Origin of the sequence: Streptomyces sp. NPDC014006 (genome assembly GCF_043088925.1) — a bacterium.
Taxonomy (GTDB): Bacteria; Actinomycetota; Actinomycetes; order Streptomycetales; family Streptomycetaceae; genus Streptomyces.
Window position 1 is genome coordinate 1 of record NZ_JBICAJ010000020.1, and the last position, 15,403, is coordinate 15,403.

The 15,403-nt window shown below is 66.7% G+C and carries 14 protein-coding genes and 2 pseudogenes; 7 read left to right on the plus strand and 9 right to left on the minus strand.

The window, feature by feature from the left end:
* The first annotated feature begins 132 nt into the window (after nucleotides 1–132).
* Nucleotides 133–660: a hypothetical protein gene (locus ACF1GV_RS38945; RefSeq protein ID WP_391691181.1), complete on the plus strand. Its 528-nt coding sequence runs from the start codon at nucleotides 133–135 to the stop codon at nucleotides 658–660.
* A gap of 75 nt (nucleotides 661–735) precedes the next feature.
* Here ACF1GV_RS38945 and ACF1GV_RS38950 read toward each other — a convergent pair whose 3' ends face one another.
* Nucleotides 736–1,263 (minus strand): hypothetical protein, encoded by a 528-nt coding sequence (locus tag ACF1GV_RS38950; RefSeq protein ID WP_391691184.1) that lies wholly within the window; start codon nucleotides 1,261–1,263, stop codon nucleotides 736–738.
* Between the two features lie 243 nt (nucleotides 1,264–1,506).
* On the opposite strand from ACF1GV_RS38950, the gene ACF1GV_RS38955 reads away from it, so the two are divergent.
* The 3 genes from ACF1GV_RS38955 to ACF1GV_RS38965 all read left to right on the plus strand — a co-directional run bounded on the left by ACF1GV_RS38955 (nucleotide 1,507) and on the right by ACF1GV_RS38965 (nucleotide 2,970).
* Nucleotides 1,507–1,833 (plus strand): alpha/beta fold hydrolase, encoded by a 327-nt coding sequence (locus ACF1GV_RS38955; protein WP_391691187.1) that lies wholly within the window; start codon nucleotides 1,507–1,509, stop codon nucleotides 1,831–1,833.
* Nucleotides 1,830–2,279, plus strand: a complete 450-nt coding sequence (locus ACF1GV_RS38960; RefSeq protein ID WP_391691190.1) for an alpha/beta fold hydrolase — start codon at nucleotides 1,830–1,832, stop codon at nucleotides 2,277–2,279. Before ACF1GV_RS38955 ends, ACF1GV_RS38960 begins: the two co-directional genes overlap by 4 nt.
* 484 nt (nucleotides 2,280–2,763) lie before the next feature.
* Nucleotides 2,764–2,970 carry a hypothetical protein gene (locus ACF1GV_RS38965; protein ID WP_391691193.1) on the plus strand — a complete coding sequence of 69 codons (207 nt, stop codon included), beginning with the start codon at nucleotides 2,764–2,766 and terminating at the stop codon, nucleotides 2,968–2,970.
* An 80-nt stretch (nucleotides 2,971–3,050) separates the two neighbouring features.
* Here ACF1GV_RS38965 and ACF1GV_RS38970 read toward each other — a convergent pair whose 3' ends face one another.
* The 3 genes and pseudogenes from ACF1GV_RS38970 to ACF1GV_RS38980 all read right to left on the minus strand — a co-directional run bounded on the left by ACF1GV_RS38970 (nucleotide 3,051) and on the right by ACF1GV_RS38980 (nucleotide 4,949).
* Nucleotides 3,051–3,554 carry a hypothetical protein gene (locus ACF1GV_RS38970; RefSeq protein ID WP_391691194.1) on the minus strand — a complete coding sequence of 168 codons (504 nt, stop codon included), beginning with the start codon at nucleotides 3,552–3,554 and terminating at the stop codon, nucleotides 3,051–3,053.
* Nucleotides 3,555–3,605: 51 nt separating this feature from the next.
* Nucleotides 3,606–4,401: pseudogene (gene istB, locus ACF1GV_RS38975) on the minus strand (IS21-like element helper ATPase IstB).
* Nucleotides 4,398–4,949, minus strand: a complete 552-nt coding sequence (locus ACF1GV_RS38980) for a hypothetical protein (RefSeq protein WP_391691197.1) — start codon at nucleotides 4,947–4,949, stop codon at nucleotides 4,398–4,400. Before ACF1GV_RS38980 ends, istB begins: the two are co-directional and overlap by 4 nt.
* Nucleotides 4,950–5,926: 977 nt before the next feature.
* On the opposite strand from ACF1GV_RS38980, the gene ACF1GV_RS38985 reads away from it, so the two are divergent.
* Nucleotides 5,927–6,238 (plus strand): hypothetical protein, encoded by a 312-nt coding sequence (locus tag ACF1GV_RS38985; RefSeq protein WP_391691200.1) that lies wholly within the window; start codon nucleotides 5,927–5,929, stop codon nucleotides 6,236–6,238.
* 140 nt (nucleotides 6,239–6,378) lie between these two features.
* Entirely contained in the window at nucleotides 6,379–6,810 is a 432-nt protein-coding gene (locus ACF1GV_RS38990; RefSeq protein ID WP_391691203.1) for a DUF5958 family protein, read from the plus strand.
* A 1,558-nt stretch (nucleotides 6,811–8,368) separates the two neighbouring features.
* Here ACF1GV_RS38990 and ACF1GV_RS38995 read toward each other — a convergent pair.
* Nucleotides 8,369–10,315 carry an NACHT domain-containing protein gene (locus ACF1GV_RS38995; protein ID WP_391691316.1) on the minus strand — a complete coding sequence of 649 codons (1,947 nt, stop codon included), beginning with the start codon at nucleotides 10,313–10,315 and terminating at the stop codon, nucleotides 8,369–8,371.
* Between the two features lie 30 nt (nucleotides 10,316–10,345).
* Entirely contained in the window at nucleotides 10,346–10,780 is a 435-nt protein-coding gene (locus ACF1GV_RS39000) for a hypothetical protein (protein ID WP_391691206.1), read from the minus strand.
* A 682-nt stretch (nucleotides 10,781–11,462) separates the two neighbouring features.
* On the opposite strand from ACF1GV_RS39000, the pseudogene ACF1GV_RS39005 reads away from it, so the two are divergent.
* Nucleotides 11,463–12,216, plus strand: a pseudogene (locus ACF1GV_RS39005) (IS5 family transposase).
* Nucleotides 12,217–12,225: 9 nt separating this feature from the next.
* Here ACF1GV_RS39005 and ACF1GV_RS39010 read toward each other — a convergent pair.
* Genes ACF1GV_RS39010 through ACF1GV_RS39020 form a run of 3 tightly spaced genes read right to left on the minus strand, consistent with a single transcriptional unit; the run spans nucleotide 12,226 to nucleotide 15,393 of the window.
* A complete protein-coding gene (locus tag ACF1GV_RS39010) occupies nucleotides 12,226–13,620 on the minus strand; it encodes an NAD(P)/FAD-dependent oxidoreductase (protein WP_391691209.1) in 1,395 nt (464 codons plus the stop codon).
* Nucleotides 13,613–14,800: an MAB_1171c family putative transporter gene (locus ACF1GV_RS39015; protein WP_391691212.1), complete on the minus strand. Its 1,188-nt coding sequence runs from the start codon at nucleotides 14,798–14,800 to the stop codon at nucleotides 13,613–13,615. Before ACF1GV_RS39015 ends, ACF1GV_RS39010 begins: the two co-directional genes overlap by 8 nt.
* Nucleotides 14,797–15,393, minus strand: a complete 597-nt coding sequence (locus tag ACF1GV_RS39020) for a toxin (RefSeq protein WP_391691215.1) — start codon at nucleotides 15,391–15,393, stop codon at nucleotides 14,797–14,799. The genes ACF1GV_RS39015 and ACF1GV_RS39020 overlap by 4 nt, the downstream gene beginning before the upstream one ends.
* Between the last annotated feature and the right edge of the window lie 10 nt (nucleotides 15,394–15,403).

Genomic DNA, 15,403 nt, shown 5'->3' on the forward strand with positions numbered 1-15,403 from the left:
CCCGCCATCGACCGCCGCGCGGCGGATCCGGCGGTAGCAGTCGCCGGATCCGCTGCCAGCCCGCATCGCTCAACCCACCCCTGGACTCCACATCGTCAAACGATCATCTGATCCACGGGACACTGCCTAGTGGTGGTGTCCGCCGTCGCGGTGGTGGTGGCCCCAGGAGTAGTCGTCGATGAAGCGGGCGAGTTGAAGGTGGAGCCCGCTCGCCGGATCGGTCGACTTCCCAAGGCGGAACAGAAGGCCGAGGCGGAGAAGGCTATTAACGCCGTTAAGACCCCGCGTCAGCGGCGGCGTCAGCCCGAGGGCGAAGGAGCTGGGGCCCCCACCGTTAACGGCGTTAACACCCCCGAGGGTCCGGCCGGACCGAGCTCCGAAGGCTCGGCGACCGTTAACGGCGTTAATACCCAAGCCGAAGGCAGCCCGGCAGTCACCCCCGCCACCTGGGAAGCGTCCGGGCAAGGCGAGGGCGAGCAGCCGAGGCGACTGCCGTACGACGACGCGCTCTACGTTGTCCGGCACCTTCACTTGAAGATGGCTACCGAGCACTTCGTCCAGGGCGCGCGAGTGTGGATGAAGATTCTCCGCGAAAAGCACCCCGAGGAGTACCAGGCGCTGCTGATTGAACTGAGGCAACAGGAGCAGCAACCGGCCTGACCTCCAACGCAAAGAGGCCCGTACTCCCCGCGTGGCGCAGGGAGTACGGGCCTTCGCCGTTCTCAGCGATGGGTGTCAGGCTGCCCAGGTAGCGGGGGTGCCTTCGTCGGGGTTGGGAATGCCGGACGCGGCCACCGGGGCGGCCGGGTGCCGCATCGCGGTGATCGGGACAGCACCCGGCTCGTTGGGCGGTGCCCAGACCATGCGCCAGGTGCCTTCCCACTCGCAGTCGCATGGATGGTCGGGGTGCGGGTGCCGTAAGAAGACGCCGTGCGTGAGGACGGCGCGCGGGATGCGAGGGATGAGCACCGCCGGGTCGTCGCCGGGGTACAGATGCAGGTTCCGCCAGCCGTGGACCCGGGCCATGTACGCGGCGGCGGCCTCGATGAGGTCGACCCACCGCTGGTGTCCGAGGACGACGAAGCCGACCGGGTAGAGGTGATCATTGGTGGGGTCGTCGATTCCGGTGACGTACAGGCCCCGATGAACGATGAAGCCGTTCTCCACCGCGTCCTCGTCGGGCGTCCAGAGCTGTTCGGCGGGATGCATGGTGCCGTCGTCGCCCTCGCTGGTCACGAGGTCGTACAGGCCAGTAGTGGTCATGCGCTCGCTCCCGTGCTGGTGTCGGCCGCCTTGAGGACGCGCGGGAGATGGACGTGGAGGTGTTCGACCTCGACCTGGCGGCCGCGGGCCCGCAGTTCACGGGCCAGGAGCTCGGTGAGTCCCGATGCCCTTTTCCGGACTACCGAGTTGGGAGGCCGTAAACGGCGAAGGTTGCTGGTGGCAGCACCGTTGAACCCGGAAACCACTTGGCGGTGAGCCTGTTCTGGCGACAAGCTCACAACCATGGAACTCACAGTGCCGGTCAGTGGCGGCGAGGTATGGGCGGATGACACCGGAGGGGATAAACCCCCGGTGGTGCTCCTGCACCCGGGGGTTGGAGATTCGCGCGTTTGGGACCCGGTTCTACCGAAACTGACCGAACATCACCGGGTGATCCGCTACGACGTACGGGGTTATGGGCGTTCCCCAAAGCCGACCGTGCCCTACTCGCTCCGCGATGACCTGGCGACTGTTCTTGATCACTTCGAGCTGCGCTCGGTGCCACTGGTCGGATGCAGTATGGGCGGGGGTACGGCGATGAGCCTCGCGTTGGCTGCCCGGAAAGGGTGACCGCGCTCGTGCTGCTCTGCCCGGGCGTCACCGGCTACCCGTGGCCCGAGGAACCGGAGGTCGAGGCCGAGTACGAGGCGCTGGTCAAGGCGGGTGATGTGGAGGGATTGGTGGCGTTCGGGCTGCGCAAATGGGCGGCAGCCGGCGCCGATGAGTCCGCTATGGCCCAGCTGCGTGCCGCAGCTCCGGCCTGGCTCACCGAGGATGAGTACCAGCGAGTGGACCCGCCCGCATTTGACCGGCTCCGCGATCTGGACACGCCGACCGTGGTGATGGTGGGGGACCTGGACCGACCGCCACTGATCGAATGCAACGAACAGGTGGCTGCACGAATCCCCGGCTGCCGACTCGTGGAGATGCCCGGTGTCGATCATCTTCCGCCACTGCGTGTTCCTCATCAGGTTGCCAACACTGTTCTGGCGTACTGCGGCGCCAACCTGGTCTGACAACGCGCCCAGACAGAGCGTGTCCTGCCGGGGGCCGGAACTCGGGTCTGGCGATCTCGGCAGAGAATCCTGAAATCGCTTCCCTGCTCATGCGGTTGAGTCGGATTGATGTACTGGCGGGTCGGTGAAAAGGGGCATGCCGAGGTCGACCAGTTGGGGGCGGCCGTCGGCGGAGGTCCGGTTGAGGCTGGTGAGCTTGGCCATGGCGGCGTTGAGGCTGACCTGAAGTCCTTCGACCTCGCCGAGCCAGCCTCGGTGACGCGCTCTCGGAGGTTGCGGATGATCTCGATGAGGCGGGGCCGCTGCTGCGGATCGAGCTGGAGCACCGGACAACGGATGCCCCGTTGACTGAACGAACCACATTGATTGTGCAGTTCAGGGCACAGGTGGGGTTGTTGCCCAGTACGGTCTGCGGTCCGTGATGGACGATCGTGTGCCCGAGCGGGATCTGTCGAGGTTGGCCGTTCCTCGGTGGGGTCGGCTGGTGGAGACCGTCGACCGGTACGAGCCCTGCCGGCTCGTCGACGCCGACGGCGCGGCCGTGGCGCCGGTCGCGGTGTTCTTCCAGGAGTTGCTCGCAGCTGGGAAGGCGGCGGCGACCATCCGCTCCTACGGCATGGACCTGCTGCGGTGGTGGCGGTTCCTGCACGCGGTCAGGTGCCGTGGGATTGGCTTCGTTCACCTTCAGTGACAGCGTTTGTCGACCAGTTTGAGCAGCGGTTAGCGATCTCTGGGGCGATAAGTCTTCACGAGTTTTGACGGCGCTTCGCGTCAGTGATCTTGGCCTGCGGTCCGTGCGGAGCAGTCGTGTCCGTCGCCGGGCAGGCCCATGACGTTCAGCACGGGTTCCTCGCCCTCGGGGATCTCGAAGGTGAAGTTCGCTCCTGACGCGATCGCCGTGAGCGAGCACTGGTTGCCGAAGGTCAGCGGAGCATGCGGCTCCCAGGAACAGCCGGCCCTGTCCAACGCGGATACGACGTCCGTGTGCTTGAGCCCTGCCAGGAAGGTGCCCGTCCCCCCGGCAATCGACGGAGGGAGTTCGACAACGTCACGCCAGGTCTGGACGCAGATGAGGAAAACCTTGCGGCAGCGGCAGACACTCAGCTCAAGGTCTCCGTAGGCGAATAGCCGCGGCCACTTTCTGTTCCGGCTCATTGTTCCGATGTCCCACCGCTCGCCGAGTGCTGCGGTCACATCGTTCCAGTCGGCTCCGCTGAACACCGGGCCCAGCCGACCTGTCTTCGCCATGCTGGTCAGGACATCGAGAATCTCCACAGGGCGGAGCCTGACAGGTGCCCTGACCAGCAGTCCAGCGGTTTCAGGGGGTCAGCCCGCTGCCGGCTGCTCGGTTCGGGCTCGGGTGCTGGCGAGGCGGTAGCAGTCGGTGCCGGTCTCGATGATGGTGCCGTTGAAGGTGAGGCGGTCGACGATGGCCGCGCAGAGCCGGGGGGCGGTGAAGGTCTTCGTCCAGCCACCGAAGGATTCGTTCGAGGCGATCGCGACGCTGTTCTTCTCTTCGCGTTCGGTCAGGACCTGGAAGAGGAGTTCGGGCGCCGTGGCGGTCGAGTTCCATGTAGCCGAGTTCGTCGATGCAGAGGAGATCGACGCGGCCGTAGCGGGCGATGGTCTTGTTCAGCTGCTTCTCGTCGGCGGCCTCGACCAGCTCGTTGACTAGCTTCGTGGCGAGGGTGTAGCGGACGCGGTAGCCCTTCATCGCGGCCTCGGTGCCCAGGGCGATGAGCATGTGGGACTTGCCGGTGCCGGAGTCGCCGATGAGGCAGAGGGGCTGGCTCTTCTTGATCCATTCGCAGCTGGCGAGGGTATGGATGGTGGCCGGGTCGATGTTCGGGTTGGCGTCGAAGTCGAAGGACCGCAGGGACTTCTCCCGGGGGAAGCCGGCTGCCTTGATCCGCCGTTCGGAACGGCGGCGGGCCCGGTCGTCGCACTCGGCCATCAGCAGTTCGGCGAGGAAGCCGCGGTAGGTCATCTGGTCCTTCATCGCCCGGTCGGCGATGTCAGAGAGCTCGTTGCGGATCGACGGCAGCCGCAGCAGGCGGCAGGCGGAGTCGATCGCGGCGTCGGCGGCCTGCTCGGTCAAGCCTCGCTGGCGGGGCATGGTCACTGCGCTCCTCCCTCACGGTGGCTGCTGCCGCTGGTGCGGCGGCGTCGGAGCAACTGGTCGTAGTGCGACACCGAGGGCAGCGGCCTGGTGTCCGGCGGAAGATGCGCCAGGCGCCACTCGTGCAGGGACGTCACCGTCGCCGGCGGCTGGCCGAGGGTCCGGGCATTAGGCGCGGGCTCGGTCTCGGCCTGGGCGCCCTTGCGGGCCTCCAGGGCGACCGCGTCCGCGGTCAGGGCCCCGGCCCGCAGGGCTGCGGCCAGGCCGGCGACGACGTGTTCGTGTGACATGTGGCGTCCGAGCAGCAGCACCTCGATGAGCGCGCGGGTGCCGTCCCGCTCGCCGTGGATCTTCATGGCCTGGGTCCACCAGGCGTCGTGGACCGGGGTGAACCTGCCGGCCGAGCGGGCCTGTTCGAGAGCGGTGGAGCCGGGGAAGGCGCCGGGCTTGCGGACCAGGACTTCCAGGTAGTGGTCCAGCTCCAAGCGGACGGCGCCTCTGGCGATCAGCCGCTCGTGCCGGGCCACCTCCACGTTCTTGGTCGTAAACAACCAGGCCCCCGCCATCCGGCCTATTCGACCTGCCAATCCCCCCTTGATCATGGACCGCAGGCTAACAGCGCCGCAGAACCCGCCACAGTCGTACGAAGATCGCGCGCCCGCCAGAGACGAAGAAGCACTGGCTCTGTCCACGAGAACGGGTTCTGGCACGACTTCCGTGAAGCGGTCACAATTAGTGATCAGCGGGTGTTTCGAGTGCCTGGGGGATCTGTCGCACTTCCTGGCGCCACTGACTGGCGTCGGCGCTGTCCACCCAGCCGGTTGTCGGACAAGGGTGGGGGCGTGGCCCCGTCGTGCGGCGACGTCCGCTTGTTGGCGTACACGTTGAACTGCGGGCGCGAAGGAACCGGGTTGCGAGACGGTCGAAAGCTGCGGTCGAATCGGGCCACCTGTGCATCTGCCGCCCGGGCAGGGAGAGATCGGTTCATGGACGAGACGACAGCGCTGGACAACGTGCTGCAACAGGCACATGTGGTTCAGGTCAGCTCGGTGAACGGGGTCGGGGCCGGCGGGGAAATCCGGGTGGATCTCTCCGATCCGGCGGAGTCGGCCCAGCTCGGGGCGGCCATGGCCGTGGAGTCGCTGCCCGGGTTCCACTGCATGTGCCTCGGGGACGTCCGCTTCGAGGTGTTCGACCGGCGCGGTGAGCGGCTTGCAGCCGTCGTCCTGCACCACGGGGCGACACTGAGGTGGGAGGCGTGGGAGAGCGACGCCGTCCTCGCTGACGGCCGCCTGCTCCTGGCCTGGCTGGACGGGCACGGCATGCCCGGCCCCATGCAGCAGTTCGAGGCCACCCGGCTACGGACACAGAAAGGGACCGAAGAGGAGCGCAACTGGCTGGCTGCGATGCCCGCCGGGCTGGAAGGGCTCGCCGACCGGATCCTCGACCTCTCCCGCACCGGCGGCAGTCCCTCCCCCGAACTGCTCGCGGTACTCACCGACCAACTGCACCTGACGTTCCCGACCCGGTGGAGCGGGTGCTGGCCCTGCTCAACTGGTACGGATCCGGTAGCGGCCGCTGCTCCGGATACCCCGTCCACGAGGGCGTGCCCGGCGAGCTGCTCGGCAGGATGCCGATCGCCGACCCGCGAGCCGAGGAGCGGCACGACGCCGGGGCCGTGCGCCATCTGGTGGGCTGGAAGACCCGTCCACGCCAGAAGCGGGACGTCGCCCGCCTACCCGAACCGCTCCGCGCCCGCCTGCTGGCGCACGCCCGCCGCTGTGGAGACTCCGACAAGCAGGTCCGCGCCGAACGGTGGTTGGGACCCCCGCGGGCCTGAGAAGTCGGGCGACCCTGGCTGCCGACATGCGCACGGCCACCTTCAGGGTGGAGACGTGTCGCTGTACCTCACTGGCCACGTTCGGGTATACGCCGACAGCCGGCCCTCACCCGGAATCAGCGTCGTGGAATCATCGAGCGATGACTGAACCGAGCAGCGACGACGGCCGGACCTTCCGGCGCGAGACCGAGCGGGTCGTCAACGAGATCGCCCAGGGGCTCCGCACGTTGGACGCTGGTGTGAGGTGGTTCTCCGACCTCGCCCCGACACGCCAGCAGATGGTTCTACAGGAAGTCGCTGGCTATGCGATGCAGGCGCACATTACAGCTGCGGACGGCCGTGCGGGGGTGGCGCGGTCTGGTGTGAAGCCCACGGCTAACCCCTCGGTCATGATCTGCATGGATCCGCCCCGCTACGGGTTCGCGGGCTTGCCCTCCGCCGAACACGTCAAGGCGTTCCGCGTCCTCGTTTCCGTGTTCGCCGTTGCGGACACTCGCCGCCGCGAGAGGTACTGCAAAGGCGCCTGCGGACATGCATGGCACAACCTGCCGGCGGCGACCGAGCGGCCGTAGCATCGGCCGTTCCAGCTCGGGCTGGGCTGGTTATCGAGCGGCCCCTCCTGAGTGACATCCGTTCGCAGGTCAACGCGCTGCGGGTGGGGAGAAGTGTGAGCAGGCCTGGGAAACCTCTGAGCATCGGGTGGGGAAATCCAACGAGCCTCATCATCTCCCTGTCGTCCAAGTACGGAACGCCCCTGGTAGTTGGGAGAAGGCAGCAGCCGAGCTTCTTCGATACTGGCGGAGAGCACTTGTTCCGTTGCTGTCGTATTCCTGGCCAAGAAGACCCGTCAGACCCCTCGTACGTGCCCCTGGGCCGTGTGGTGACGGAGGTCGGTCCTGCTCCAGGAGGGCAGTTCAGCTCCGAGTGGGAGCTGATGCGCAAGGAGCACGTTAGCGTCCCCTCCCTCTCGCCCATCGCCGGTCTCGTCCCGCGCGTGCCGGGACTGGATAGTGCAGAGCCACCTCGCCGGCGTGCCCGCCCCTGAGCGTCTGTGCACCTATCCTCGCGATCTGTGGCCGGGCTTCTTCGGCCGGCTCGGAGAGATCACCGCACGCGTTCACGCGGTTGGGGGCCGCACTTCGGGCCGGTCGCCGGCCCCGGACACCGCAGCTGCTCGCTCGGGAACGCTCAGGCCGCGGCGCTGATAACGTTGTCGATCCTGCGGTGGCCATCCTCGAGGCCGCCGACACCGGCGCAGCGCGGCGGGCCGTGCTCGCACTGCGCCGGCTGGAGGGGATCGAGCACGCTGCCGTGAGACTCCTGAGCGCATTCGTTCTTTTGCTGCGTTGTGCTGGACGTCGGGGGGACGGTAGAAGCCGGCCCGCTTGTGCGGGTCCGAATGCGGGACGGCGCAGCAAGTCCTCACGTTCAACTCGCTGCATCGGGTGTCGGGAACACCGCCGCCAGCCGGTGAGCGCAGCGGAAAGGCTCGCGACCGGTGGGCTTCTACCGAGAGCGGGACGGGGGAACCACCTGGTTGGCGCAGTGTCTTCGGCCGGAAGCGGGGCACTGGTTGTGCAGTCCTGGGGTGTCTTCTCCTTGTGTGGCCCTGGGGCGGTGGTGCCGCGTCCGATCCCCGAGTACGGGGGCGGCACCACCGTGGTCGCTCCCATGGGCTCAGCGACCGGCGCGAATCGCGACCTGCGGGCCAGAAGCCCCACTGGGCAACCGTGCAAGGGCGGGCTCGATCACAGGACCGCGACGTCGTTCCGTTGCGCCCGCGGTGGTCATCGCGGTCACAGAGGTTTTGGAGCGGACGTCCGCGTCCTGCTCGCCAAGTGCGACGCGGGCTCTTGGCGCCACCCGAGGTGAGCAGGTGTCCACCGACGGGCTGGCCCGTTCCGGATGTATCGACGAGGCGCTGCGTTGACATCGCCGATTACAAGCTGGCGGGCAACCTCGTAATCGACACCCAGATGCTGCGCATCCGCCACCCCCACTACGGCGGTGCTGACGTCTTCCTCCCCACAGCCCAGGAGCAGGACCGGATGCGCAATCAGCACGGCACCTGGCTTTGCAGCCATCCGAGGGGTCTCTGAGTAACCCGGGATGGGTCGACGCGTCAGTGGGTCAACGTCTGCGAGGTGGGAGCGGGGTGGTAGCCAGCCACTCCTGCAGTTCGCGGTGGCGAAATTGGTAGGCGGGGCCTGCCAGACGCAGGAGGCCGAGGTCGGTGGCCCAGTCTAGAAAGGTACCGAGGCGGAAGGGCAGTATCCGGCAGGCCGTTACTGCGAATGCCAGGTGGAGTTGTGACAGGCCGCCGGTGAAGCTGACGGTGATGAGCGCTCCCTCGGCGACGGCGAGTATGGCGAGGTCATGGGCGTCGTGGCCCTGCCCGAAGGGTGAGATGAGACCCATCAACGTGCCGGTGACCACGCCTGCCACAAGATCGTCTCGCAGCACGCTGCGTGGGGAGCGGACCGGGCGGGAGGGGGTGACGTAGGTGCCCACCACGAGAACGTACAGCGGTAGGAGGGCGGTCGAGGACAGGCCGAAGTGCCAATTGTTCGCTTGCAGGAGGAGAGCGAGAGCGCTCAGTATCGTCAGTTGCAGGACGGTCCACACCGGCTGTGTCCACATTCTGGCGCCGGCTCCCAGGCTTCGCGGATTCCGCCAGAAGCGTGTGGACGCTGCGAGGAGGCCCGGCACACCGAACCCTAAGATTTTTTCTGTCATCTCGGCCGTCGCCGAATGATGCAGCGGGAGAAGGCCGGTGATGAAATCGACGCTCATCCAGCCCCCCACAATCATTATGTTCTGCATGAGCCGTGATTTTCTCGGCAGCATCCGCCAGAGCTCGTGCAGGGTCAGCACCGTGCGCGGCTCACCGTTGTCACCGCTGGTCTGCAGATAGTGGGCGAGTTGATGGAGCCAACGGTGAACGTCCGTCGGTGAGTGCCGCGGCGGATCGTTACTCGGCTGGGTGGGGTCCGGCTTCAGCAGGGCGGGTATGTACAGGGAGAGCAGGTGCTGGTCGAGCTTGCGAGCCGTATGGAACCTGGTGAGTTCGTCGGGGTGTCCTTCGGCGTCGTAGACGGTCGCCACGAGGCACAGGCGCCATGGGGTGGAGAGGAGACGGGCAAGCGGTGAGTTGGGCCGCGTCTGTAGGTAGGCGAGCAGTTCGCGCCAGCGCGCCTGGTCGGTGGCGCGCTCGGTGAGGTAGGTCAAAGCTGTGGCGCTCCGCACCTTGTTAACCTGCACCTGCGCGGCGTCGAGCAGCCGGCTGGACTCCGCGGAGCACCAGCCCGCAGCGAGTACGTCGTAGGCATCGCCACGGCAGGTGAGGATGACCGGGCCAGGCCGCAGACCTCGGTGGTGCCCGTTGATACCGCGCAGGGCCGCCCGTGCGCGGGGTGCGGCCGGGTCGGGTTTGCCGTTGGCCTGGGGAGGGTCCATCTCGTCCAGGCCGTCGAGTACGGGCAGTACCCAGCCCTCTTTGACCAAGCGTCGCGCTTTCCGCTCGGACCAGCGATACGTTTTGTGCAGAACGTCCGTCAGGAAGTCGGTGAAGCCCCTCCCGGTGGGCCAGTCGGCGAGAGGGATGCGTACCGGCACGGGATCCCCGGCCTGGCGCTCTTCAAGCAGCGTGATCATTAGCTCCATCGCGAGCACCGTCTTGCCCGCTCCAGCGGCCCCGGTGATGACCAGGCGGCCAGGATCGAGTTCACGGTAGTACCGGATGATGCCCGCGATGCCCTCCGCGTCGGCCAGCTGCCGACCGGTCAGCGCGGCGTTGCTCGCCTCCCGCCCGGGCTGGGCGACGCGGGTGTACTCCAGGTTCAATCGCTTGTCGGCATGCCCGAGCAATCGGCGGCACTCGGCGCTCTCCAGTTGGTGCACCTGCGCCGCGAGTTCCGCCGCCCACTCACGGGGCCCGGGGCGAAGGTTGCGGAAGGTCACCTTGGCCGTCTCGGCCTGGATGACCGGAGCGTGGAACTCCCCGCCGCTGATGCTGTGGACGGTGGGACCCGCCGGACGCCCGTTCCACGCACGCAGCACGCGTCGCCATCGCTCCATCACGCTCGGCCCCCTCCGCCCCGCATCCGATCAATCCGCTGACGGCCTGGCAGGCGGTGGAGCGGGGAGATTGAAGGAGATGTTGGAGAAGTCCCGGCCCTGCTGAACTGGGGCGTTGAAGGTGCCGCCGGAGATATGGCTGCTCGTTCCGTCGGCACCGGCCTGCAAGAGCTGCACCTGCGCCTGCTGGTGCCACTGCTGCAGAGCATCACGGAAGTCCGCGTCCAGCGCGGAGCGCACCGCCAGCGCGGTGCTCAGGTGCTGCGCTCGCTCGGGAACACCGGGCTCGCGCTCCAAGGCTACCAACTCCGCCTCGCCGGAGCTGAGCTCGGGCGCTGATGCCCCGTCACCCTGACGAAATGGGCGCCGCACCAAAGCTGACAAACCAGCCCAGATGCGTGTTCCGATCTCACCCGCGGCACCTTCAGCGAGCCTTGTCAGCAGGTCCACCGCGATCTGGTCCATGCGCACCTCCGGTCGTCCCCATCCAGTAGGTGACCTCACTGTAGGGGTGACACGGTTGCCGCTAGCCCAATTTGGACAACTGAGTGGACAACTTGGAACCAAGTTGATGGGCATGCACAACGGCGGCGCGGTTCCTTCGCCAAGGCTCGCGAGCGTGTGCTGCTTGAGGACGTGGGCCTCCTCAAGGTTGGTCACGTACTCGTGGTGGTAATTCGCCATGAACACCGACTCCGGGAGCTTCTCGTCGGTGCGTCACCTGGCAGATTTGACCCTGCCCGCCGAGGCGAGCGACCTTCCCTGACGACAGCGGACGTGCCTGCCCCCGGCTCGGCAACGTGACGGGCTCTGCGATGGCGTCGCCAGGTGCTGACGCTCGCCGGGATCTTCTCAGCGGTCGGCTTTTCGTCGTAGCCGCTCGAGGAGCAGCCGGTGGCAGACCTGCGAGAAGCAGACAGGCAGTGCTCGAGGGCGGCGGTGTGGCGGGGGCATAGTGTCCCCTGTCGTGAGCGTGATGAGACGCGCTGGCGCTTGCGACTGTGCGACTTGTGCCTTGCCGCACGGTTGCTTCAGGTGACGTGATGTGACTCGACCGTGATGAAGTGTCAGGGCATGGTGTCGGTAGTAGACGTGGGCCGGCCGATCAGTAGGTACCGCGCCGTTATGCCTTCCGGCGGATTTACCTTTGCTGCCGCCGGCGCGGGTGCGACCGCAAGGCGGCGGGGTGGCCAACATCGATGACGAGGCGGTGTTCGCGGCCATCATCTACGTCCTGGTCAGCGGCTGTGCCTGGCGGGCTCTGCCCCCGTGCTTCGGGGCGTCGAAGTCCACAGTGCACCGCCGGTTCCTGATCTGGTCGCGGGCGGGTGTCTGGGGACGGCTGCACCAGAAAGTGCTCGAACTGCTCGACGCCAGGGCCTGGTAGACATGTCCCGGGTGGTGCTCGACTCCACTCACGTCCGCGCCAAAAAAGGGGCGAACTTGCAGGTCCGTCGCCCGTGGACCGAGGCAAGCCAGGTTCCAAGATGCACGTCCTGTCCGACGCGAACGGACTGCCCCTACGCGTCGGACGCTCTGCGGCGAACACTCACGACAGCCTCGGGCTGAAGCCGATGGTCGCCCATTTCCACGTAGGAAACGAATCCCATAGCGACCATTCCAAGCCCCAGCGGCTGCATGCCGACAAAGCGTACGACGTTCCTGACCTGCGGCGATGGTTGCACAGCCAGCGGATCGGCGTCCGCATCGCCCGCAAGGGAATCAACTCAAGCGAACGACTGGGCCGCCACCGATGGGTCATCGAGCGCACGATCTCCTGGCTGACCGGCTACCGCCGCCTGTCACCGCGCTACGAGCGACATCCCCGCAACTACCTGGCCTTCCTCGGCCTCGCCGCAGCCCTCTGCTGCTACAAACGCCTGGACAAACTGACCATGTAGGACACGGTGTTAGTGGTGGATGACGGCTCGTTCGTCTTCGCGCAGTGGGGGCCCCTGTAGGTGAGGTGTACGCGGTCCGAAGAGCATGGGGATGAGCATGTCTTTGGAGAAGAGACGGGTGGCCGGCTTCTCCATGCTCATCACGTCCAGCAGCGCGCCCATGGCGCGCGGGTTGCGGGCACCGGTTTCGACGGCCTTGTCGACGAAGCGGGCCAGGAAGCGCTCCACGGGGGTGGGTGGGGTCTGCGCGGCGCCGGGATAGAAGGCGTCTTGGCCGACGGCGAGGTCCCAGGCGGCGGCAACAGGGCGTGCTGCGGCGCGCTGCAGTTGACGGGTTGTGCCGGGTGCGGTGATGTCTTTGGAGCGCAGGACGTCGCGGACGGCAATGGCGCCTTGAGCGGCGACGGTCAGGCCGTGGCCGTAGACGGGGTTGTATGCAGCGATGGCATCGCCCATCACTATGAAGCCGTCCGGCCAGTGCTTCATCTTCTCGAAGTAGCGGCGTCGGTTGGCGGTGCTTCGGGTGGTGATGACGTCGTTGACGGGCTCGGCGTTTTGAAGAAGCTGGCCGATGATGGGGTCTGCGAAGCCCAGAGCGAAGGGTACGAAGGCATCGGGATCGGCGGTGGGTTCGCCGCCCCGGGTTCCGGCCAGGGTGACGAGCCACTGGTTGTTCTCGATGGGGAGGATGATGCCGCCTTGCCCGGGTGCCTTGGCGGGGGTGGCCTGCACATTGACGAGGGGGTAGTTGTCGCCGGCACCGACCGGGGCTTTGAACAGGCGGGTGGCGTAGGTGACGCCGGCGTTTACTTCTCGTGTGGTGACGTTGGGCAGACCAAGGTCGGCAAGCCACTGCGCGGCGTGGGAGCCGCGTCCGGAGGCGTCTACGACGAGGTCTGCGGGGAGGGTGAACTCCTGGTCGGCTCCGTAGGCGCGCACGCCGGTGACACGTGTGGCATCGCCATCCAGACCCATTGCGGTTGCCTGCCGGAGGGTGACGCGTTCGTGGCTGAGCACGCGTTTCCGTAGAACGAAGTCGAGCAGGTCGCGAGAGCACACGAGGTTGCGGTGGTGGGTGCCAAGGAAGCGGCGGAACCAGACCTCGTTGGGAGCCCGCGAGATCATGTCGCCCATAATGCGGACGAGGCGGGCGCCCTGGTCGACGGCCGCATCAGTGACGCCTGGCAGGAGTTCGTTGAAGGCGTTGACTCCTCCGCTCCACACGAGGTGGGCGTGGCGTGTTTGTGGGACGCCGCGGCGTGGCTCTGGTCCATCTGGGAGTTGGTCACGTTCGATGATGGTGACATCGGCGAATTCTGTGAGCACAGCTGCGGTGAACAGTCCAGCTGCGCTGGCGCCTATGACGACTGCTGTGGACCGGCGGGTGGAGAGGCTGTCAGGCATGCGTGTTCGAGCTTTCTGTGGTGGTTACCCGCTGGCGGATGCGGTCGAGGGTGTTAGTGCGGTGAAGCGCAGTCGAGATGGCGCTGAGGTCTTCGGTGATGTGGGTGCTGATCTGCGGCGGCTGGTGGTTGCGGGGTGTCCTGCCTGTGTGGTAGCTGGCGATGGCGTCGCGAATCGCGATCGCGCCAGCGATGGCTCGAGCCTTGGCGTCGGGGTGGGTGTTCCCTGCCTTTGCGGACGCCTTGTCGTACAGCTCGGTATCGAGGTAGGGAGTCAGCAGTCGCAGTGCGTCGTGGATGCGTTGCTGCCGTTGCAGGAGGCGAAGGTCCAAGGGGACCCAGAGTCCGAAGCGGGTCGCTGCGGCGGCTGGTTCGAGCACCCGCAAGGCACGGTGTAGCGGTCGCAGCCGTAAGTATTCCCTCTGGTCGCGAGCCAGGCGCTTCATCGCGGGGCCGGCCTGCGGGATGATGAACCCGACCGCCACCAGGACCGCCTCCGTCAGGGCGAAGGGGGGTGCAGCTTTGGTGCTGAGCCAGTCCCAGTCGGTGCCGCACCAGCGGGCTGTGATCGCGGTCAGTTTGGCGGCGTCGAAGACCAGGCCACTGGCGAAACCGACCTGGAGCAGGACGACTCCGGACTTTAGCCATCGGTTCTCTACCTCGTGGAACCACTTCCACAACATGTAGACGGCGGTGAGGCAGGAGGCAACGTGCGCGACCAGATAGAGCAGGATGTGCTCACGCATCCAGGGTGTGCTGGCGTAGTAGGTGTCCAGGTCGTAGATCCGTTCCTGGGGCGTGTCCGCCAGGAGGAATGTCACCCACAGCGCGGCGATGATGCCGGCGTACATCCAGTAGATGCGTCGAATTCTGCGCCGGCGCCTGGCGGAAGGCTCTTCCCTCCACCGCATGATCATCGTCAGGCCGGTGGCGCAGGACGCGGTGAGGAACGAGTAGGCCCATGGTGCGGCGATGTTGGGTACACCGGTGAGTTCGTTGAGGCGCTCGATGTTGACCGGGATGATCACCACGAGGGCTGAGGTGGCCCAGAACAGCAGCAGGGTCGTGGCGAGCACTTCGGGATCGCGCCAGGCGCGCAGGAAGGTGGGGAGCTTTAACAGCAGTGCGACCGCGAGCAGGACGGTGGGGACCGCGTAGGGGACATGGAAGGAAAGTGTCATGACAGTATGCGGCCGCGGCGGTTGATGAGGGAGACGTTGATGCGTCCCTCGACTGTGGACTGGTTGACGGGGCCTTCTGCGTAGCGGCCTTTCATCCAGGTGCGGACCTCGCGGCCGAACAAGAGGCCGAAGGTTTCAGCGTCCACTTCGTGGTCGTCTACCGCGGCAGCTCTGGCGGCGACGGTGACCAGGGCGCCACGGGGTACTTCCTGTGAGGAAAGGATCTCTTCGACCGCCCGTTGCATGGCTTCGGGCGTGTGGTCGGCGGTTAAGGCTCGCGCCGCGGCCGGCATTCCGGCCACGTGATGGCCACAGTCGTGCTGCTCTTCGTGCCATAGCTCATGCCCGAGGATGACCAACTGCGCCTCTGGGACTGTGTGTTTCTCGACCACGATGATGGAATGGTCGCCGCAGTCCAGTCGCATACCGGAGACTGGGATGTCCGGCGGGAAGGGTCGGAAGATGAGCTGGATCGGCCGGTTGGTACGAGCGCTCATGGCACGGCAGAAGCCCTCCATCACCTCGCGCGGTTCGGCAGGGCGCTGGATGGTCCGGGCTGCCTCGCGTCCTAGGGTGGCCAGCAGTGCCTTCATAGCCTTGGAC